Here is an 18,950-nt window from a genome sequence, read left to right on the forward strand (position 1 = left end):
CGGGCGCATCGCTTGCGCCCTCTCTCTATCTTTCCTGTCCCAGCTATTATCATTGTTACCAGGCTGAAAATTCAATAACATCAATCTGTTTTGAATTGTCTATCCGTTCATTCAAGGTACGAGAGCAGCATCCATGAAAAAACACACCCAGCTGTTAAGTGCATTAGCGTTAAGTGTCGGGTTAACTCTTTCGGCGCCGTTTCCAGCCCTTGCATCGATACCAGGCCAGGTGCCAGGCCAGGCGACGCTGCCAAGCCTTGCCCCTATGCTGGAGAAAGTGCTGCCTGCTGTCGTCAGCGTAAAAGTCGAGGGAACCGCCGCCCAGAGCCAAAAAGTGCCGGAGGAGTTTAAAAAATTCTTTGGCGAGGATCTGCCAGACCAGCCGTCCCAGCCGTTTGAAGGACTCGGTTCGGGGGTGATTATTGATGCCGCGAAAGGCTATGTATTAACCAATAATCATGTGATTAATCAGGCACAGAAGATCAGTATTCAACTGAATGACGGACGCGAATTCGACGCGAAGCTGATCGGCGGCGACGACCAGAGCGATATCGCTCTGTTACAAATTCAGAATCCCAGCAAGTTAACGCAAATTGCCATCGCCGATTCCGACAAACTCCGCGTCGGCGATTTCGCCGTGGCGGTCGGTAATCCGTTTGGCCTTGGGCAAACCGCCACCTCCGGGATTATTTCAGCGCTGGGACGCAGCGGGCTTAATCTGGAAGGGCTTGAGAACTTTATTCAAACCGATGCCTCTATTAACCGCGGCAACTCCGGCGGCGCGCTGCTTAACCTGAACGGCGAGCTGATCGGGATTAATACCGCGATCCTCGCGCCAGGGGGCGGGAGCATCGGCATTGGCTTTGCTATTCCTTCCAATATGGCGCAGACGCTGGCGCAGCAGTTGATTCAGTTCGGGGAAATCAAACGCGGATTGCTGGGAATTAAAGGCACTGAAATGACCGCTGATATCGCCAAGGCATTCAAACTGAACGTTCAGCGTGGCGCTTTTGTCAGCGAGGTTTTACCCAATTCAGGTTCGGCGAAGGCTGGAGTGAAATCCGGAGACGTGATTATCAGTCTTAACGGTAAGCCGCTGAATAGCTTTGCCGAACTGCGTTCACGTATCGCCACCACCGAACCGGGCACGAAAGTGAAACTGGGCCTGTTGCGCGATGGTAAGCCGCTGGAGGTGGAAGTCACGCTGGATTCCAATACCTCTTCTTCCGCCAGCGCCGAAATGATCGCCCCGGCGTTGCAAGGCGCGACGTTGAGCGACGGCCAGCTGAAAGACGGGACGAAAGGCGTTAAGGTTGATAGCGTCGAAAAAAGCAGTCCTGCCGCGCAGGCCGGTTTGCAAAAAGATGATGTTATCATCGGCGTTAATCGCGATCGCATCAGTTCTATCGCCGAAATGCGCAAAGTGATGGCGGCAAAACCGTCCATCATTGCTCTTCAGGTAGTACGCGGCAACGAGAATATTTATCTGTTGCTGCGCTAATCCTGTCTTAAACCGGGCATCAGCCTGCGATGTGATGTCCGGTTAACTCATGGTATGCTGCTGCCGTTCCCTTTTTTAACGACGCCTCCATCATGTTTGTGAAGCTCTTACGTTCGGTCGCAATAGGTTTAATTGTCGGCGCTATTCTGTTGGCCGTCATGCCTTCTTTGCGCAAAATTAATCCTATCGCCGTCCCGCAATTCGACAGTACCGATGAGACGCCAGCCAGTTATAATTTTGCGGTTCGCCGCGCCGCGCCTGCCGTCGTCAATGTCTATAACCGCAGTATGAACAGTACCGCACATAATCAACTGGAGATCCGCACGCTGGGTTCCGGCGTGATCATGGATCAACGCGGTTATATTATTACCAACAAGCACGTGATTAACGATGCCGATCAGATTATCGTCGCGCTACAGGATGGCCGCGTCTTTGAAGCGCTACTGGTTGGCTCCGATTCGCTTACCGACCTGGCGGTGCTGAAGATCAACGCCACTGGCGGGCTGCCTACCATCCCGATTAATACAAAGCGTACACCGCATATTGGCGACGTCGTACTGGCTATCGGCAACCCATATAATCTGGGACAGACCATCACCCAGGGAATCATCAGCGCAACGGGTCGTATCGGCCTGAACCCGACAGGGCGACAGAATTTTCTCCAGACCGACGCCTCGATTAACCACGGTAATTCCGGCGGCGCGCTGGTCAACTCGTTAGGCGAACTGATGGGGATCAACACCCTCTCTTTTGATAAGAGTAACGATGGCGAAACACCGGAAGGCCTTGGTTTTGCGATTCCCTTCCAGCTAGCCACGAAAATTATGGATAAGCTTATCCGCGACGGTCGCGTGATTCGCGGCTATATCGGTATTGGCGGACGAGAAATCGCGCCGCTGCACGCGCAGCAGGGTAGCGGCATGGACCCGATTCAGGGCATTGTCGTTAATGAAGTGACGCCAAACGGCCCCGCCGCGCTTGCCGGTATTCAGGTTAATGATTTGATTATTTCGGTCAATAATAAACCCGCTGTGTCCGCGCTGGAGACGATGGATCAGGTGGCGGAAATCCGCCCGGGCTCCGTCATTCCGGTCGTGGTAATGCGGGATGATAAGCAGCTCACGTTCCAGGTGACGGTGCAGGAATACCCGGCGTCGAACTAAAACGACGCGGCTTTTGCCCGCGTCGTTCGACGACTAGTCAATAAAGACTGGCCCTGCCGGAAAATGCGCCAGGAAACTCGTGAAGATCAGCAGAGCGGGGAGACTTTTCTCCCCGACGGCTTCTTCACGCAGCGCCTTATCGAGTGCCAATAAGCCAGACTCGCCCCCTTCCCCCAGAATGCCGCCCATCCAGAGCAGTCGTTGCGCCTGTTGACGCGCATACTGCGATGCGCTTTTCCAGGCAACCAGATGCAGCAACGTTTGTAACAGCAGGATCCGAGACGCGTGACCATCGCGTTGTAATCGCCTGAATATGGGTAATGCAATACTACGTACCGTCGAGAAACCGCTCGCCGCCTCCCCCTCAATCGGCGATAAACCAACAGCCGCCTGTTTGACGAAATCGCATAACTGATTGTGTGCTAATGGCCGCTCGCCTGCGCTCATATACCCTGCGGCAAAACAGAGTAACCCGATACCCTGAGCCCAATCGGTCGATGGCAGAATCCCCTGCGGAACATTCGGTGCCGACGTCTGTGCGGCACAAAGCCCCTCGTCGTAACACTGTGCAAAACGTTGCTCATATATTGCTGAGTTGACGCCAGACCACGGCAGCAAATGCAGCGCTGGCTCAAGCTCAGTTATCTGATTCACCGTCTCAACAACATAATGCAAGATGGTTTCTCTGGATGGCATGGATGTACCTTGCCGAAACGCAACCATTTCACTCATTACTGTGTCCTCATTTTGCGGGAGCAGAATCACTGCTCCCGATTAGATTGGATTACATCGCCAGCACGTACTTCAGCATCACGCCCGCCGCAATGGCCGAGCCAATCACCCCCGCCACGTTCGGGCCCATCGCGTGCATCAGCAGGAAGTTCTGCGGGTCCGATTCCAGCCCCACCTTGTTCGATACGCGTGCCGCCATCGGCACTGCCGACACGCCGGCGGAGCCAATCAGCGGGTTGATTTTGTTCTTACTGCACAGGTTCAGCAGCTTCGCCATCAGCACCCCGGCGGCGGTGCCGATACCGAACGCAACCACCCCCAGCAGCAGAATGCCCAGCGTCTGCGGTTGCAGGAACTTGTCCGCCACCAGCTTGGCGCCCACCGACAGCCCGAGGAAAATGGTCACGATATTAATCAGCCCGTTCTGCACCGTGTCGCTCAGACGCTCCACCACGCCGCTTTCACGCATCAGATTGCCAAAGCAGAACATCCCCAGCAGCGGCGCGGCGTCCGGCAGCAGCAGCGCCACCAGCAGTAACAGCACCACCGGGAAGAGGATTTTTTCCCGCTTACTCACCGTGCGCAGCTGCACCATGCGGATTTTCCGCTCTTTCTCGCTGGTCAGCGCGCGCATAATCGGCGGCTGGATTAACGGCACCAGCGCCATATACGAGTACGCCGCCACCGCGATGGCCCCCAGCAGCTCCGGCGCCAGCTTGCCCGACAGATAAATCGCCGTCGGGCCGTCCGCGCCGCCGATAATGCCGATGGCCGCCGCCTGCGGCAGGGTGAAGGAAATCAGGCCGAAGTAGTTCAGCGTCAGCGCCCCCAGCACGGTGGCGAAGATGCCGAACTGCGCCGCCGCGCCGAGCAGCAGGGTGCGCGGGTTGGCCAGCAGCGGGCCGAAGTCGGTCATCGCGCCCACGCCCATAAAGATGACCAGCGGCGCGACACCGGAGCCAATCGCCACTTTATAGAACAGCGCCAGCACCCCCGGCGTGTAGCCCATGTCCACCGCCAGATTTTCCATCTGGCCCTGCACCGACGGCAGCGCCAGCGCTAATGCTTCCTTGATGGCGTGCACGTCCGGCGTGCAGTTGAGCTTCGCGGCAATCACCGCCAGCTGCCCGGCGTCGTGATGAGCCAGCAGGCTCTCCAGCGCGGTCAGCGCCATACCCGCTTCCGGGATGTTGGAGAGCAGACCGCCGAAGCCAATCGGCAGCAGCAGTAACGGCTCGAACTTCTTCGCTATCGCCAGCCACAGCAGCAGCAGGCTCACCAGCAGCATGATGGCCTGGCCTGCGCCAAGGTGCATCAGCCCCATGCCCTGAAGCAGGGCGTTCAGACTTTCCATTTCCGCTCCTCGTCCTTACGCCAGCGTCATCAGGGTGTCGCCCACGGAAACCGCGTCCCCGGACTTCACCGCGATACCGAGTACCGTCCCGGCCTGCGCGGCGCGGATTTCGGTTTCCATCTTCATGGCTTCCAGAATCAGCAGCACATCGCCTTCGGCCACCGTCTGGCCCTCGGTGGCAATCACCTTCCAGATGTTGCCCGCCAGCGGCGCGGTGACCGGGGTGCCGGCGCCTGCCGGGGCGGTGGCAGGAGCAGAAGAGGCAGCAGGTGCAGCCGCAGTGAGCTGGCTGATATCGCCGCCGTCGCTGACCTTCACCACAAAGGCTTTGCCTTCCACTTCCACGGTGTAGATACCGGAAGCGGCAGGCTTCTCTGCTTTTGCCACCGGCTGCGCGGCTTCCGCCTGCGGCAGTGGCTCAAACGCCGCCGGGTTATTGCGGTTCTCAAGGAATTTGAGGCCGATTTGCGGGAACAGCGCCACGGTGAGCACGTCGTCGATGGCGTTTCCCGCAAGCTGAATGCCCTTCTCCTGCGCCTGGCGCCTGACGTCCGCTTCCAGTTCAGCCAGTTCCGGTTTGAGTAAATCCGCCGGACGGCAGGTCACCGGAGTGCCCCCTTCCAGCACGCGGGCCTGTAGCGCGGCGTTAACCGGCACCGGGGTGTGGCCGTATTCGCCTTTCAGAATGCCGGCGGTTTCTTTGGCAATGGTTTTGTAGCGCTCGCCGGTCAGGACGTTGAGCACCGCCTGGGTGCCGACAATCTGCGAGGTCGGGGTCACCAGCGGGATAAAGCCGAGGTCCTCGCGCACGCGGGGGATTTCCGCCAGCACCTGGTCGAGTTTGTCCGCCGCGTTCTGCTGCTTCAGCTGGCCTTCCAGGTTAGTGAGCATTCCGCCCGGCACCTGGGCCACCAGAATGCGGCTGTCGTAGCCCTTCAGCTGGCCTTCAAAGGCGTGATACTTTTTGCGCACCTCGCGGAAGTACGCGGCGATATTTTCCAGCTTCAGGATATCCAGCCCGGTGTCGTGTTCCGTGCCGGCAAGCGTCGCCACCAGCGCTTCGGTGGCCGGGTGGCCGTAGGTGGCGCTCATGGAGGAAATCGCCGTGTCCACGCCGTCGACGCCCGCTTCAATGGCCTTCAGCAGGGCCATCTCCGCCATCCCGGTGGTGGCGTGACAGTGCAGATGCAGGCGTACCTCAAAACGTTTTTTGATTTCGCTGACCAGCTCATACGCCGCCATCGGCGTGAGAATGCCGGACATATCCTTGATGGCAATCGAGTCAACGCCGGTCTCTAACAACTGTTCGGTCAGGTCCAGCCAGGTCTGCAGCGTGTGTGCCGGGCTGGTGGTATAGCTCAGCGTGCCCTGGGCGTGCGCGCCGTGGCTGCGCACCGCCTGCAGGGCGGCTTTCATATTGCGCGGGTCGTTCATGGCATCGAAGACGCGGAACACGTCCATGCCGTTTTTCACCGCCCGCTCAACGAAGCGTTCCACCACGTCATCGGCGTAGTGGCGATAACCGAGCAGGTTCTGACCACGCAGCAGCATCTGCAACGGGGTTTTGGGCATGGCTTTTTTCAGTTCGCGCAGGCGCAGCCACGGGTCTTCGCCGAGGAAACGGATGCAGGCGTCAAAGGTGGCGCCGCCCCAGCACTCCAGCGACCCGTAGCCCACGTCGTCGAGCGCGGCGGCAATCGGCAGCATATCGTCAAGGCGCAGACGGGTGGCGAAAAGGGACTGGTGGGCGTCACGCAGGACGACGTCGGTAATGGAAATGGTCATGGATCCCTCCGGGAATTAAGCGTTAAGGCGGTGATGGTGAATGGCGGCGGCAATCACCGGCTTTAAGCGGGTGAAGTCGTCCACGGCGGGAACGGCGCGCGGTGCGGGCGCGGCGACGGGTTCCGGGAAGAAGCGAGTAATCACGGCAGACATGCCGCGAATGGCGAAAATCAGCAGGAACAGAAACGCCAGCACGAACCCCATGCCGAGGAACATCAGGGTGAAGCCTTCACCTAATAGCAGAGCTGCATTAGTCATAAAATAGTCTTCAGGCAGGAGGCACGATAATGGGGCTATTTATGACGATGAAATAATAAGGGTGGATTTCCCTGAGCCGCCCCCGGCCAGAGCCCTTGGTTATTATTATCGTCATAACGTATTACCACCATTATCGTGCAATTTACGTAATCAGGTTTATTTGATGAAACTTACGTTCTGGCATATTTCATCAGCGACGATCTCTTTACGCTGATTAAAAATAATTTTGTTCTGTTCAAACAGATTATTCCCATGGGTATCAATAGAAACAATCAGCGGGCCAAACTCTTTAACCCGACAGACCCACAGCGTTTCCGGCATCCCCAGATCGCGCCATTGAGCATCTTCAATTTCTTCCACGCACACGGCGGCTACAACCGCACAACCGGCAGGGAATACGCAGTGCAGCGCTTTGTGTTCAGCACAGCCCTCTTCGGTACCTTTACCCATACCGCCTTTACCCACAATTAATTTCACACCGGTTTGCGCAATAAATTCTTTTTCGAATTTCTCCATACGCATGCTGGTGGTTGGTCCCACGGAGACCATTTCAAACTTATCGTCTTCGCCTTTAATTGGGCGGACAATGGGGCCAGCGTGTAAAATAGCGCCGCCGCGAACATCTACCGGAAGCTCGCGACCACCTTCAATTAAACGGCGATGGGCTACGTCACGGCAGGTAACAATATGACCATTGAGATAAATAATATCGCCAGCCTTAATATCCGCTAAATCTTCATCTTTAATTGGCGTAGTCAGGATTTTTTTAGTCATCAGAAATTCACTCCGCTGTGAGACGTAATGGTGTAATTCAAATCTTTATCGAAAACGATATGCCCTTTACGGTGCGACCAGCAGCCGACGTTTACCGCCACGCCGATGGTAGAAGGATGACGCGCGGTGTTTTCAATGTTCACGCCCATAACGGAGGTATTACCGGACATCCCCTGCGGCCCCAGGCCAATTTTGTTAATGCCGTCTTCCAGCATTTTTTCCAGCGAGGCTGCACGCTCATTCTCGTTATGCGAACCGATCGGACGCATCAGCGCTTTTTTCGATAGCAGTGCCGCCGTTTCAACAGAGGTCGCTACGCCCACGCCAACCAGCAGCGGCGGACAAGCGTTGAGGCCGTAGCTGGTCATCACATCCAGTACAAAGCGGGTCACACCTTCATAGCCTGCACCCGGCATCAGCACCATCGCTTTCCCCGGCAGAGAACAACCACCGCCCGCCATATAGGTATAAATGCTGCACTGATCGGAATTGGGAACGATTTCCCAGAAGACCGTCGGCGTACCTTTACCCACGTTTTTACCGGTGTTGTATTCATCAAAAGTTTCTACGCTGTTGTGGCGCAGCGGAGAATCTACAGTTGCTTTGATCACCGCCTCACGCAACAACGCTTCCAGCTCGCCAATCAGCGGAAAGTTCGTCCCGCACTCCACCAGAAACTGAATGACACCGGTGTCCTGGCAGGAAGGTCGATCCAGCTCTTTCGCCAGACGCTGGTTCTCAATCATGGTAGTAAAGATGACGTCGGCCAGTTTACTGGTCTCTTTCTTATGCAAATCTTCCAGTTTTGCAGTGACATCATCAGGCAAAACTTTGCCGGTATATCCCACAAACTTGGCCATAACGTCGGTCATATGGGATATCTGTTCACTTTTACTCATAAATGCTCCTTAGTCAGAACAGCTTCCGTTAATTACGGATGAAAAGGGAAAAGGATTGGCAGCAGGATCAAGCTGACAATGGTTGAAACGATAATCAGGGGGATACCGGCCTTAGCGTAGTCGACAAATTTATAGCCACCCGCGGAGAGCACCATCATGTTGGCAGGCATACCGATAGGGGTTGCGTAGGCGCAGGAACCGCCAATGACCGTCGCCATCAGAACCGCACGCGGGTCGGCCCCCATGCCTGCGGCAATGGACAAACTCACCGGCACCAATAGCGCTGTCGTTGCGGTATTGGACATAAAGTTGGTCATCACAACGGATAAGGCGAAAACGGCGATCAGCAACATGAACGGTGAGGAGTTTTGCCCCAGCATGCCGATTACATAGTCCGCAACCAGCTTGCCTGCCCCGGTCATTTCCAGCGCTTTTGCCAGCGCCAGGGTGCCGCCAAAGATAAAAATAGTCTGTGAATCAATGGCTTTATAGGCCTGTTTTTCCGTGAGTACGCCGCTTACTACCAGCACAAGAGCGCCAATACAACCGGTCACGGCCAGGCTGACACCGATCTTCTTCTCAAAGATCATGCCGAGGATCGTTGCGATCAACACCACCAGTGAGAGCCGTTGTTTCCACTGTGGAACATGGCTGTAGTCACGTTGCTCCCCGACGCTCCCCACCTCACCGCCGGTCGCATTATTCGGCAGAAAGCGATAGCCAATAGTCAGGAAGTAGAGAATGCCGCAGATGAGCATCGGGAGACCGATTTTTGCGTATTCAAAAAAGCCAAAGCCGCCGCCAATATTCTGTAGCGCAGACTGCGCGATAAGATTTCCCGGCGCGCCAATTAACGACAGGTTACCGCCCAACGCAGCGGCGAAAACCAGCGGCATCAGTAGACGAGAACGCGAGAAGCCCGATTTTGCCGCCACGCCGATCACCACCGGAATCAAAACCGCAGCGGTACCGGTGTTAGAAAGGACGCCAGACATCAAACCCACCACCACCATAATGGTGAAGATCAGCTGTTTTTCTGTTTTCGCGAAGCGCGTGATGACGCCGCCCACTTTGTTTGCCATACCGGTCTCGAACAACGCGCCGCCCACGATGAACATCGCGACAAAGAGGATGACGTTAGTGTCGATAAAGCCAGCAAAGGCCTGTTTGATATTCAGAACTCCGGTGATCACTAAGGCCACGCAGACAATCATGGAAGTGACGGCCAGTGGCACTTTTTCCCATACAAACATGACGATAGCGAACACCAATAAACATAAGGTAAGGGTAATGGGTTCCATATTTATAATTATCCAATCAATGATATATGATATTGTATCCAATGTTGACAGGGAGAAATTATTCCCATACAAAAACTAAGTCAAATCGTTTCTCAGGAAAGATGCAGGAGTGGGATCTACATCAAGATCGTGGTTAGATCGTTACTGGACGTGATTAATAGAATTGAAGAATTGGTTGAAGCGCCTGCGATGCTCACGCAGGCGAAAAGATCAGGCAGAAGGGTCACCAACATAGCGGGTCAGCATATTCTCCATTGAGCGAATAATGTGTTCGCGCATGCGCTGGCGTGCCAATGTTTCATCATGAAGTTCAAGAGCTTGCAGAATACTTTTATGTTCCTGAATGGAAATCACGGCATACTCTTCTTCGGTGACCTTATGGCCCATCGACAGGCCGTTCCACATATTACAGAGCAACATTTTCATTTTTTCGTTGCCAGCAACATTCCATATTTCCATATGAAATGCCTGATTCAGGTCGGAGTATTCCGCCGAGTTATTTTCCGCGAGAGCCTTTTCAGCGGCATAATGCACCTGGGCTATCCGCGAGATATCGGTGCCAGGACGAGAAGCTTTAGCCACCGCCTCACTTTCTAACAGCGCGCGAATTTCATAGTGTTCACGGATCGTTTGTTCATTGATGCCCAACACCACCGCCCCTTTATTAGGGCGCACTTTTATCAGCCCATCCGCCGCCAGAATCTGAAACGCCTCGCGCACTGGCATACTGGACACGCCGACCATTCTGGCAATGCCTTCTAACGTAATCTCCTGCCCTTCCACTAACTCCCTCGAAAGAATCGCTTTACGCAGCACTGCCGCGACCTGTTCTTTCGCTGAAAGAAGCTTAATCTTCCCTAACTTAGGCTTCTGCACTTTCCCAATCCTTCATATGTTGACGCATTATTTCTGCTAAAGAGAGGAAATAACGCTGCATAACTTGCCCAATCTCATCACGCCGCCCCTGGCGTATGACGTCAGCCAGTTCAGCGAAAAGCTGCGCCGACTCCTGATTATCTTTTTTCAGATGCAAAATAACATAAGAGACATAACCGTCCAGGAACTGCTGATACACCTTTTCCAGATAGCGGTTATTCACATAAGAAATCAGCATCGCATGACACTCCAGTTCGCAGGATTTGTCTTCTGCGACAGCCAGCGCTTGCGCACGTATCAGGAGGGCATCGCCTACTTCGCTGGGTATCAGCGAAAACATTTCGGCGGCCATCGCGGCAATCACGCGAAAAATATGACTCACGCGATCGGCCTCAAGATGCGCGACCTGCATGTGCCTGTTGGGCAGTCGGATTAAAAAACCTTCCTGTTCGAGTGACTGTAGCGCTTCTCGAACCGGCATTCGTGAAAGACCAAGCTGCTCCGCAATACATTCCTGCGCGAGTTCTTCTCCCGCTTTTATATTGCCGGAAAGAATTTCATAGCGAAGCATTTGCGTAATGTGATCGCGGGTTTGCGTTCTTTGGATCTTTTTCACGACGTTCTCGTTAATAACCGATAAGACGTGAGGAGTTTAGCAGATTTAGTACTTGATTTCGTGGCTTGTTTACAGTCAAAGAAGCCGGAGCAAAAGCCCCGGCATCGGGCAGGAACAGCTTATTTATTAATAAAATCTTCACCCAACTGAATATCTTTTTTCAGCGTATCCAGCATAGCGTCCAGCGAATGTTGCTCGAAAGCGCTCAGTGTGCCGATGGATTTACGCTCTTCTACACCGTTTTTACCCAGCAGCAGCGGCTGAGAGAAGAAACGGGCATACTGACCGTCGCCTTCCACATAGGCGCATTCCACCACGCCTTTTTCGCCCTGCAGAGCGCGAACCAGAGAAAGACCGAAACGCGCGGCAGCCTGGCCCATAGAGAGGGTTGCCGATCCGCCGCCGGCTTTCGCCTCGACGACTTCAGTACCGGCGTTCTGAATACGTTTAGTCAGCTCGGCCGCTTCTTGTTCGGTAAAACTTACGCCTGGAATCTGCGACAGCAGCGGCAGAATCGTCACGCCGGAGTGTCCGCCAATCACCGGAACTTCAACTTCCGTTGGCAGCTTACCTTTCAGCTCTGCGACAAAGGTATTAGAGCGGATGATATCCAGCGTGGTAACGCCAAACAGTTTGTTTTTGTCGTATACGCCTGCTTTTTTCAGCACTTCCGCCGCAATCGCAACGGTGGTGTTCACCGGGTTGGTGATAATGCCCACGCACGCTTTCGGGCAGGTTTTAGCGATCTGCTGCACCAGGTTTTTCACGATGCCAGCGTTAACGTTAAACAGGTCGGAACGGTCCATACCCGGCTTACGCGCCACACCCGCAGAAATCAGTACTACGTCAGCGCCTTCAAGCGCCGGGGTTGCGTCTTCACCGGAGAAACCTTTGATTTTTACAGCGGTGGGGATGTGGCTCAAATCAACGGCCACACCGGGAGTCACTGGAGCGATGTCGTACAGGGAGAGTTCTGAACCTGAAGGCAGTTGGTTTTTTAAAAGTAATGCCAGCGCCTGACCGATACCACCAGCAGCGCCGAGGACTGCGACTTTCATCCTAAACTCCTTATTATATGATTAGCTAAGTGTCTATTGCTCCGCGGCGGCGACCTTAATTCACAAATTCAATGATTACAATCCTCACTCATCAAGAATGCGGAGTCGCGCAATTTTGGCTTTTATGCATTTAATTTGCGTAATCCGGATCGACTGCAACCAGAGAGCAACGTTCCTACAGGTGGTGACAATATACCCTACTATCCTCTCAAAACAACATCATTTTGATAACAATTAATTTACTTTTAATCTTATTTGCGAGGCGTGACACAGGCATGTTTCTTGATAACGAAATTTGATAAAATTCCGCTCTTTCATAACATTATTTCAGCCTTAAACAAGGCAGACTGTTTGCATAAAAATTCATCTGTATGCACAATAATGTTGTTTCTACTGCCATATTACGGGTGACTTATGCGAAGCTCGGCTAAACAAGAAGAACTAGTAAGAGCGTTTAAAGCGCTCCTCAAAGAAGAAAAATTCAGCTCACAGGGCGAAATCGTCCTCGCGTTGCAGGATCAGGGCTTTGAAAATATCAATCAGTCCAAGGTCTCGCGCATGTTGACTAAGTTCGGCGCAGTGCGTACACGTAACGCAAAAATGGAAATGGTGTACTGTCTTCCGGCTGAACTGGGCGTCCCAACAACATCCAGTCCGTTGAAAAATCTGGTGCTGGATATCGACTATAACGACGCTGTCGTGGTGATTCATACCAGCCCCGGCGCGGCACAACTCATCGCGCGCCTGCTGGATTCACTGGGGAAAGCAGAAGGTATTCTCGGCACGATTGCCGGCGACGATACTATCTTCACTACGCCTGCCAGCGGCTTTTCCGTAAGAGATCTGTACGAAGCCATTCTGGAACTTTTTGAACAAGAGCTTTAGTCCCACTTCCTCCGTCGTCGTACGGCGGAGGCACCTTTTTGTCCTCTCCCCTCGCCGCTTTCCTGTACGGCTATCATTTGGCAAATCATGCCCTTAAACATTCACCACATGAATGACAAATCAAAAAAACGCACAAAATGTCAATTTTTTTAACCAATTGATTTTCTTTAATTTTTCAAACGACAGCGGCGAAAAACAGCAATTTTAATTCCATAACGTTATAAAAAATAAAATTTTTAATGTCTTTAAAAAGCAGAAACAATTAGCGTAGTATTAATTAATCGCGTGATTAGTGTATACTTAATTTTGTGATGAGGGTCACGAAACAAAGACCCCAGTAAAGGAATTCGACGAGGTAAAAATCATGAAAATCAAAACCACTGTTGCAACATTAAGTATTCTGTCCGTTCTCTCTTTTGGCGCTTTCGCCGCAGAACCTATCAGCGCAGAGCAAGCGCAAAACCGTGAAGCAATCGGATCGGTTTCAGTCAGCGCTATCGGCTCATCGCCTATGGATATGAACGCCATGCTGAGCAAAAAAGCGGATGAACAAGGCGCTACGGCCTACCACATTACCGAAGCGCGTAGCGGCAGCAACTGGCACGCCACTGCCGAACTGTACAAATAAAATTCACCTGCCATCGCATATAACGTGTCATTGCTTCGCGGAGATATCACATAAGAAAAGCCCATTAATCCGCGAGGTTGACCCTATAAAGGAATAAAAGATCATGAAAACGAAATACATTATCGCATCACTCGGCCTGGCCACTCTGCTCTCTTTCGGCGCAAATGCCGCAGTACATCAGGTCAACGCGGAACAGGCGCAGAATCTGCAACCGATGGGCACCATTTCCGTCTCGCAGATTGGTAGTACGCCAATGGATATGCGCCAGGAGATCGTCGCTAAAGCTGAAAAAGCAGGCGCTAATAGCTATCGCATCATCGAATTAAAAGAAGGTGATAACTGGCACGCCACCGCCGAGTTGTATAAGTAAACCCTCGTCGTCTAACCCGACGACTTGCCCCCGCCTGCCGGGGCTTTTTTATGCTTTTTCAATGCCGGACATTAAACCGTAGCCGCCCCTCCAGCTCTTCTTCCGCTTCATCAAAGAGTAAAATCAGCGCCCCGTAGCGCCTGCGCAGTTTATCAGGCAGGTGAACGAACTCAATCTCTAGCGGTAGGGGTAAGATATCGCTCATTACCGCATCCCATAATGTATCAAGATCGCTTACTTTCTCACTGGCAAGACCAAACGTCTGCGTAAACTCGCGATAAAAATCGCTTTGGTTTTTAATATCATTAAAATCAAAAGTATAGACATTCATAGCCAGCCACCATCCCCGACAGACAATTGTCTGTTTTACTACTAAGCATCATTATGCAGAGGTTTCACTTCCAGAAACGCTTTTAGCCCCGGAGCACTCTTGCGCTGTTTTTGTATCTCAAATAAGTATAGTCATAAAAAAACCGACGCTTTTGGCATCGGTTCTTGTGGGTTAGCTATCGGTAAGCGCGTTCTGGTATTTATGTAACATACCCGTCAGGCGTTTAACCGGTTCCGTCACCTGCGGCGGCGCCTCCCAGATACGTAATTTCTCCTGATAGATATCCAGCTCATCCAGCAACTGACCAAAGTAGCGTCGCCGTTTATCATCGCTTCCGGCGGAAATAACATGGTCTGCGGTACGACGAAGCTGACGGTGGAACACTGACAGATCTTCATTAACCGGTATCGGCGCGTCGCGCAGACGTTGATGAGCAATGATCATCGTTAGCGCCAGGCGGAACTTCGGCAAATCGCCAGGAAATTTATTCATCAGCAAAAAGAGTTGCTGATATAACGCAGGCAGACGGTTTTCTTTACGGCGTACCACGTTGGTCGTCATTGCCGAGACCGCAGCGGAAACAAACTGATTAAGCAGCACGCGACCGGTTCGATCTTTGGATTTATCACGCACCAGCAGGATAACGATAAACGCCAGCATACAGCCGACAATTTGCCCCAACGCGCTGTCGAGGAACTGGCTGAAATGGAACGTCATCGGATTATCCAACACAATAATGTTAATCGTACTGGCCAGCGCCCCCATCGACCCCAGACGCCGTTTCTGGACCTCAATGCCGATAAAGAACCCCAATACCGCCAGGCTCAAACATAACAACAGCATACTTTGCTGCGTATTGGGAATAATCACCAGGAAATAGAGCAATCCCAGCGGCAACGCCGCCAGAGTGCCATAAATAAAATCGATGCAGACCATGCGCGGATTGGGTAAACGCATCGCCAGCGAGGTCACCACGGCAATCATCACCATCGCGCCATTACCCGATGTCCAGCCGGTCCATAGCCAGAATAATGTCCCCAGAATGCAGGAAAGCGTGGTGCGCCAGAAGTTCACCATCGCATGGTGACGTTCAGCGGATTCCACTTTAACTACGGGCTCGCCTTGCAGGATCTCTTCTTCCGTCGCGCTGATTTTGGTGTTACTGATCACGCCGCGTTTAAGCAATAGATAGCGCGTCGCAGCGCCTACCCAGCTATAAAGCGTGACGGGCGTTTCGCGCTCGCCAGTCCAGACAATGACACGCCGCATCCGTTTTAACTGTCTGTGGACGTCCTGTACCGTTTCAACCGGCGTCTCGAACAGTTCCCGGAATGTATCGGTAATCAGTTCCGGCCGCGTGTTTTGAATAAGATAAGTTTCACAGGATTGCGTAATCAGCGTGAGCGAAAGCGTATTCAACGCTTTCAGGCGGCGGTTAGCGCGTACCCAGCGCGAAGATTCCATATTCAGATTACTTCGCATCCCCTCCAGCGCCGCCGTGCGTCGCACCAGATCGCCCCAAGCGTTGTCGACTTCTTCGCTGTCGCCATGCTTAATACAAAGCTGCATTAGCTGATATTGCGCTACCAGTAAACTGTCCAGTTCGCGATCAACCTCCTGCTTTATCGATCGCGGCGAGAAAAGCAGATCCGCTAAAATAGCGCAGCCAATGCCGATAACGATTTCGCTACAGCGCTCAAGCGCAAATTGCGGCGTGAGCAGCGGCTCCGTCTGAATGGTAATCACAATGATCAGCGCAGTATAACCTGACAGTCCCCACGCATAAGAGTTTTCGATCCGTACTAAAGAGGAGATCCAGGTACAAAAACCGGCCCAGACACAGCACACCAGAATCATCAATAACGGCGCGCGGATCATAGAGATAATAATGATAAGCGCGGCGATACAGCCAATAAACGTCCCGATAATACGCAACATTCCGCGATAACGGATAGCGCCGGAATAGGGTTCTCCGCCGGCGGCAAATGCCGGGCCTGCCGCCACGATCGCGGCGGTCAGCACCGCCCAACGCGGCGTCTCCAGTTGAAAATGGAAGCCGATAAATAATGCCAGCACAATGGCGCACGCCAGCTTTACCGCAAAACGAATGTGCTGGTTGGCAATGGAGAAAATGCCCATGACGATTAACCGAATTCGCGCAGCCGGTGCGCCAGTTTACGGAAGAAGGAGTCCTGGCTTGCGTCACGATCCTGCTTACCGGTGATCACGACGGTTGCCGTCGTACCGGCAGGCCACAAATTCCCCTGCTGCTCGTCGAGCCGGATGCGCACCGGAACACGCTGGGCCAGACGCACCCATTCGAGGTTAGAGTCTATCGTCGCCATCCCTTTCGCATCGCTGGTACTGCTGGCATTCGTTACCCCTGCCGCCACGCTATCGACGGTACCTTTTAATACCCGGTTGCTGCCAAGCGGCGTGATTTCGGCACGATATCCCGGACGCACGCCTTCCAGCTTGGTCTCTTCCATATAGGCCTGCACGTAAAAAGAGTTCTTTTTCACCAGGGCGACGGCCGTGGAACCGCGGGTAATAAATTCACCGGCATAAACATTGAGGTTAGTCACCCAGCCGTCAGCAGGCGCGCGAATAACGGTGCGCTCCAGATCGAGTTTAGCCAGGTCGCGCGTCGCCTGGGCTTTAGCCAGTTGATGCAGTACCGTCTGCAAGACGTTGTTCGCCTGATCGATCTCTTCCCGGGACATCGCCTGTACGCCGAGGCGATTACGGCGACCGGCTTCCTGGCGTTTTTCCTGCGCCAGTACCTGATAATAGGCTACATCAGCTTCCGCTTCCGCCAGCGCTTTTTGATAGCGTGGCTGATCGATGGTAAACAGGACCTGATCCTTTTTCACCAGTTGGTTATCATGCACGTTTACATGGGTAATCAGGCCCGCGACATCCGGGGCAATAGCGACGACATCGGCGCTAAAACGCGCGTCGCGCGTCCAGGGAGATTCGGTGTAATACACCCAGGCGCGGAAAATGGCGATAAAGGCCAGAATAACCAGTACGAGGGTAATGGCCGTACGGGAGAGTTTTCTTGTTAGTGTTTTCACTTCAACCTCAAACGAACAGGCGCGATATTAAATAAAACAGACAACAATACAGCGCGGTATTGAACAGAGCCGGATGCCAGACAAAATCATAGATACCCGTCGGCACAAGCATCCGACGCACCAGCCAAAAAATAGCCAGTGACAAAAGCAATTCGAAAAATATCGGTGGGAAGGAAAGACCAAACACCACGATAACGGGAAACAGACTCATGTTGACCTTGATTTCTGAGAGAGAGCAGGCGATAGATTGTTAAGCTACATCGCCGCAGAGAAGGGCAAGAGACGCCAGGCGAGAGCGACATAGCTCTTATTCGAATAATAGTATATTAACGTAATTGTTATGCTGTTATCTATATTATGTGATCTAAATCACTTTTAAGCCAGAGTGAATAATGGAACGATTAAAACGAATGTCGGTATTCGCCAAAGTTGTCGAGTTTGGCTCTTTTACCGCCGCAGCCAGACAGCTGCAAATGAGCGTATCGTCCATCAGCCAGACTGTGGCGAAACTGGAAGATGAGCTTCAGGTTAAATTGCTCAACCGCAGCACACGCAGCATTGGGCTCACCGAAGCTGGAAAAATCTATTATCAGGGCTGTCGTCGTATGCTGCATGAAGTGCAGGATGTTCATGAGCAGCTTTACGCTTTTAATAACACGCCTATCGGTACATTGCGTATCGGCTGTTCTTCAACCATGGCGCAAAATGTGCTGGCCGGGCTTACCGCAAAATTATTAAAAGAGTATCCCGGTCTGGCGGTCAATCTGGTGACAGGAATTCCGGCCCCGGATTTAATTGCCGACGGGCTGGACGTGGTGATCCGCGTGGGCGCGCTGCAAGACTCCAGCCTGTTTTCCCGTCGACTCGGCGCGATGCCGATGGTTGTGTGCGCCGCCAAGCCCTACCTCGCTCAGTACGGCGTCCCGGAAAAACCCGCCGATCTCAGTAGCCATTCCTGGCTGGAATATAGCGTGCGCCCGGATAATGAGTTTGAACTTATCGCGCCGGAAGGAATTTCTACCCGACTGATTCCACAGGGGCGGTTCGTCACTAACGATCCGATGACGCTGGTACGCTGGCTGACCGCCGGAACCGGAATCGCCTATGTGCCGCTGATGTGGGTGATCGATGAGATCAATCGTGGCGATCTGGAGATCCTGCTGCCTCGCTATCAGTCCGATCCCCGTCCGGTGTACGCGCTGTACACCGAAAAAGATAAGCTGCCGCTTAAAGTGCAGGTAGTGATTAACGCGTTAACTGACTATTTTGTCGATGTCGCACACCTGTTTCAGGGAATGCACGGGCGAGGGAAAGAAAAATAAAAACACCGGGTAATTGCTGA

General features: G+C 53.1%; 20 protein-coding genes. 6 read left to right on the forward strand and 14 right to left on the reverse strand.

The features are described 5' to 3' along the window. The first annotated feature begins 133 nt into the window (after positions 1–133). Both degQ and degS read left to right on the forward strand, forming a co-directional pair. A complete protein-coding gene (degQ, locus tag ACH0VJ_RS11690) occupies positions 134–1,501 on the forward strand; it encodes a serine endoprotease DegQ (RefSeq protein ID WP_000716690.1) in 1,368 nt (455 codons plus the stop codon). 92 nt (positions 1,502–1,593) lie between these two features. Next, on the forward strand, positions 1,594–2,664 hold the full coding sequence (degS, locus tag ACH0VJ_RS11695; RefSeq protein ID WP_000497705.1) for an outer membrane-stress sensor serine endopeptidase DegS: 1,071 nt from the start codon (positions 1,594–1,596) through the stop codon (positions 2,662–2,664). 33 nt (positions 2,665–2,697) lie between these two features. On the opposite strand, the gene ACH0VJ_RS11700 is transcribed toward degS, so the two are convergent. The 10 genes from ACH0VJ_RS11700 to mdh form a co-directional block, all read right to left on the reverse strand. Then, positions 2,698–3,429: a triphosphoribosyl-dephospho-CoA synthase gene (locus ACH0VJ_RS11700; RefSeq protein WP_000602021.1), complete on the reverse strand. Its 732-nt coding sequence runs from the start codon at positions 3,427–3,429 to the stop codon at positions 2,698–2,700. Between the two features lie 19 nt (positions 3,430–3,448). Continuing rightward, on the reverse strand, positions 3,449–4,750 hold the full coding sequence (locus ACH0VJ_RS11705) for an oxalacetate decarboxylase subunit beta (protein ID WP_000444893.1): 1,302 nt from the start codon (positions 4,748–4,750) through the stop codon (positions 3,449–3,451). A 15-nt stretch (positions 4,751–4,765) separates the two neighbouring features. Then, on the reverse strand, positions 4,766–6,535 hold the full coding sequence (oadA, locus tag ACH0VJ_RS11710; protein ID WP_061378749.1) for a sodium-extruding oxaloacetate decarboxylase subunit alpha: 1,770 nt from the start codon (positions 6,533–6,535) through the stop codon (positions 4,766–4,768). A 15-nt stretch (positions 6,536–6,550) separates the two neighbouring features. After that, positions 6,551–6,793, reverse strand: a complete 243-nt coding sequence (locus ACH0VJ_RS11715; RefSeq protein ID WP_000180120.1) for an oxaloacetate decarboxylase subunit gamma — start codon at positions 6,791–6,793, stop codon at positions 6,551–6,553. 156 nt (positions 6,794–6,949) lie between these two features. Then, positions 6,950–7,567: a L(+)-tartrate dehydratase subunit beta gene (gene ttdB / locus ACH0VJ_RS11720; RefSeq protein WP_000162405.1), complete on the reverse strand. Its 618-nt coding sequence runs from the start codon at positions 7,565–7,567 to the stop codon at positions 6,950–6,952. After that, a complete protein-coding gene (ttdA, locus tag ACH0VJ_RS11725) occupies positions 7,567–8,466 on the reverse strand; it encodes a L(+)-tartrate dehydratase subunit alpha (protein WP_000045349.1) in 900 nt (299 codons plus the stop codon). The genes ttdB and ttdA overlap by 1 nt, the downstream gene beginning before the upstream one ends. 32 nt (positions 8,467–8,498) lie before the next feature. Further along, complete coding sequence (locus ACH0VJ_RS11730) at positions 8,499–9,767, reverse strand: SLC13 family permease (RefSeq protein ID WP_000433390.1); 1,269 nt, start codon at positions 9,765–9,767, stop codon at positions 8,499–8,501. Positions 9,768–9,977: 210 nt separating this feature from the next. Then, positions 9,978–10,643: a GntR family transcriptional regulator gene (locus ACH0VJ_RS11735; protein WP_001171585.1), complete on the reverse strand. Its 666-nt coding sequence runs from the start codon at positions 10,641–10,643 to the stop codon at positions 9,978–9,980. Beyond that, positions 10,630–11,259: a GntR family transcriptional regulator gene (locus ACH0VJ_RS11740; protein WP_000723773.1), complete on the reverse strand. Its 630-nt coding sequence runs from the start codon at positions 11,257–11,259 to the stop codon at positions 10,630–10,632. Before ACH0VJ_RS11740 ends, ACH0VJ_RS11735 begins: the two co-directional genes overlap by 14 nt. Before the next feature lie 119 nt (positions 11,260–11,378). Then, positions 11,379–12,317, reverse strand: a complete 939-nt coding sequence (gene mdh / locus ACH0VJ_RS11745) for a malate dehydrogenase (RefSeq protein ID WP_000861586.1) — start codon at positions 12,315–12,317, stop codon at positions 11,379–11,381. 414 nt (positions 12,318–12,731) lie between these two features. Between mdh and argR the strand changes: the two genes are divergently transcribed. From argR to yhcN-B, 3 genes are all read left to right on the forward strand, one after another. Further along, a complete protein-coding gene (gene argR / locus ACH0VJ_RS11750) occupies positions 12,732–13,202 on the forward strand; it encodes a transcriptional regulator ArgR (protein WP_001257852.1) in 471 nt (156 codons plus the stop codon). A 364-nt stretch (positions 13,203–13,566) separates the two neighbouring features. Further along, complete coding sequence (gene yhcN, locus ACH0VJ_RS11755; protein WP_000695693.1) at positions 13,567–13,830, forward strand: peroxide/acid stress response protein YhcN; 264 nt, start codon at positions 13,567–13,569, stop codon at positions 13,828–13,830. Between the two features lie 103 nt (positions 13,831–13,933). Beyond that, entirely contained in the window at positions 13,934–14,200 is a 267-nt protein-coding gene (gene yhcN-B, locus ACH0VJ_RS11760) for a DUF1471 family stress response protein YhcN-B (RefSeq protein WP_000853277.1), read from the forward strand. Positions 14,201–14,258: 58 nt separating this feature from the next. On the opposite strand, the gene ACH0VJ_RS11765 is transcribed toward yhcN-B, so the two are convergent. From ACH0VJ_RS11765 to aaeX, 4 genes are all read right to left on the reverse strand, one after another. Next, a complete protein-coding gene (locus ACH0VJ_RS11765; RefSeq protein ID WP_001103887.1) occupies positions 14,259–14,531 on the reverse strand; it encodes a hypothetical protein in 273 nt (90 codons plus the stop codon). 171 nt (positions 14,532–14,702) lie between these two features. Then, positions 14,703–16,670, reverse strand: a complete 1,968-nt coding sequence (gene aaeB / locus ACH0VJ_RS11770) for a p-hydroxybenzoic acid efflux pump subunit AaeB (protein WP_000510913.1) — start codon at positions 16,668–16,670, stop codon at positions 14,703–14,705. 5 nt (positions 16,671–16,675) lie between these two features. Beyond that, a complete protein-coding gene (gene aaeA / locus ACH0VJ_RS11775) occupies positions 16,676–17,608 on the reverse strand; it encodes a p-hydroxybenzoic acid efflux pump subunit AaeA (protein WP_000855134.1) in 933 nt (310 codons plus the stop codon). Between the two features lie 7 nt (positions 17,609–17,615). Further along, positions 17,616–17,819, reverse strand: coding sequence for a p-hydroxybenzoic acid efflux pump operon protein AaeX (gene aaeX / locus ACH0VJ_RS11780; protein ID WP_000051840.1), 204 nt, complete (start codon positions 17,817–17,819; stop codon positions 17,616–17,618). 181 nt (positions 17,820–18,000) lie between these two features. On the opposite strand from aaeX, the gene aaeR reads away from it, so the two are divergent. Continuing rightward, on the forward strand, positions 18,001–18,930 hold the full coding sequence (aaeR, locus tag ACH0VJ_RS11785) for an HTH-type transcriptional activator AaeR (protein ID WP_000440300.1): 930 nt from the start codon (positions 18,001–18,003) through the stop codon (positions 18,928–18,930). Positions 18,931–18,950 lie beyond the last annotated feature (20 nt).

Origin of the sequence: Salmonella sp. 2020_1459, from assembly GCF_043847915.1 — a bacterium.
In the GTDB taxonomy this organism is placed as follows: Bacteria; Pseudomonadota; Gammaproteobacteria; order Enterobacterales; family Enterobacteriaceae; genus Salmonella; species Salmonella enterica.

Bases quoted from the DNA above. Each gene is read 5' to 3' on its own strand.
- ACH0VJ_RS11730 (WP_000433390.1), bottom strand. From the start codon at position 9,767: ATGGAACCCATTACCCTTACCTTATGTTTATTGGTGTTCGCTATCGTC.
- yhcN (WP_000695693.1), top strand. From the start codon at position 13,567: ATGAAAATCAAAACCACTGTTGCAACATTAAGTATTCTGTCCGTTCTC.
- degS (WP_000497705.1), top strand. From the start codon at position 1,594: ATGTTTGTGAAGCTCTTACGTTCGGTCGCAATAGGTTTAATTGTCGGC.
- ttdB (WP_000162405.1), bottom strand. From the start codon at position 7,567: ATGACTAAAAAAATCCTGACTACGCCAATTAAAGATGAAGATTTAGCG.
- mdh (WP_000861586.1), bottom strand. From the start codon at position 12,317: ATGAAAGTCGCAGTCCTCGGCGCTGCTGGTGGTATCGGTCAGGCGCTG.
- degQ (WP_000716690.1), top strand. From the start codon at position 134: ATGAAAAAACACACCCAGCTGTTAAGTGCATTAGCGTTAAGTGTCGGG.
- yhcN-B (WP_000853277.1), top strand. From the start codon at position 13,934: ATGAAAACGAAATACATTATCGCATCACTCGGCCTGGCCACTCTGCTC.
- ACH0VJ_RS11705 (WP_000444893.1), bottom strand. From the start codon at position 4,750: ATGGAAAGTCTGAACGCCCTGCTTCAGGGCATGGGGCTGATGCACCTT.
- ACH0VJ_RS11715 (WP_000180120.1), bottom strand. From the start codon at position 6,793: ATGACTAATGCAGCTCTGCTATTAGGTGAAGGCTTCACCCTGATGTTC.
- aaeX (WP_000051840.1), bottom strand. From the start codon at position 17,819: ATGAGTCTGTTTCCCGTTATCGTGGTGTTTGGTCTTTCCTTCCCACCG.
- oadA (WP_061378749.1), bottom strand. From the start codon at position 6,535: ATGACCATTTCCATTACCGACGTCGTCCTGCGTGACGCCCACCAGTCC.
- aaeR (WP_000440300.1), top strand. From the start codon at position 18,001: ATGGAACGATTAAAACGAATGTCGGTATTCGCCAAAGTTGTCGAGTTT.
- ttdA (WP_000045349.1), bottom strand. From the start codon at position 8,466: ATGAGTAAAAGTGAACAGATATCCCATATGACCGACGTTATGGCCAAG.
- ACH0VJ_RS11765 (WP_001103887.1), bottom strand. From the start codon at position 14,531: ATGAATGTCTATACTTTTGATTTTAATGATATTAAAAACCAAAGCGAT.
- aaeB (WP_000510913.1), bottom strand. From the start codon at position 16,670: ATGGGCATTTTCTCCATTGCCAACCAGCACATTCGTTTTGCGGTAAAG.
- argR (WP_001257852.1), top strand. From the start codon at position 12,732: ATGCGAAGCTCGGCTAAACAAGAAGAACTAGTAAGAGCGTTTAAAGCG.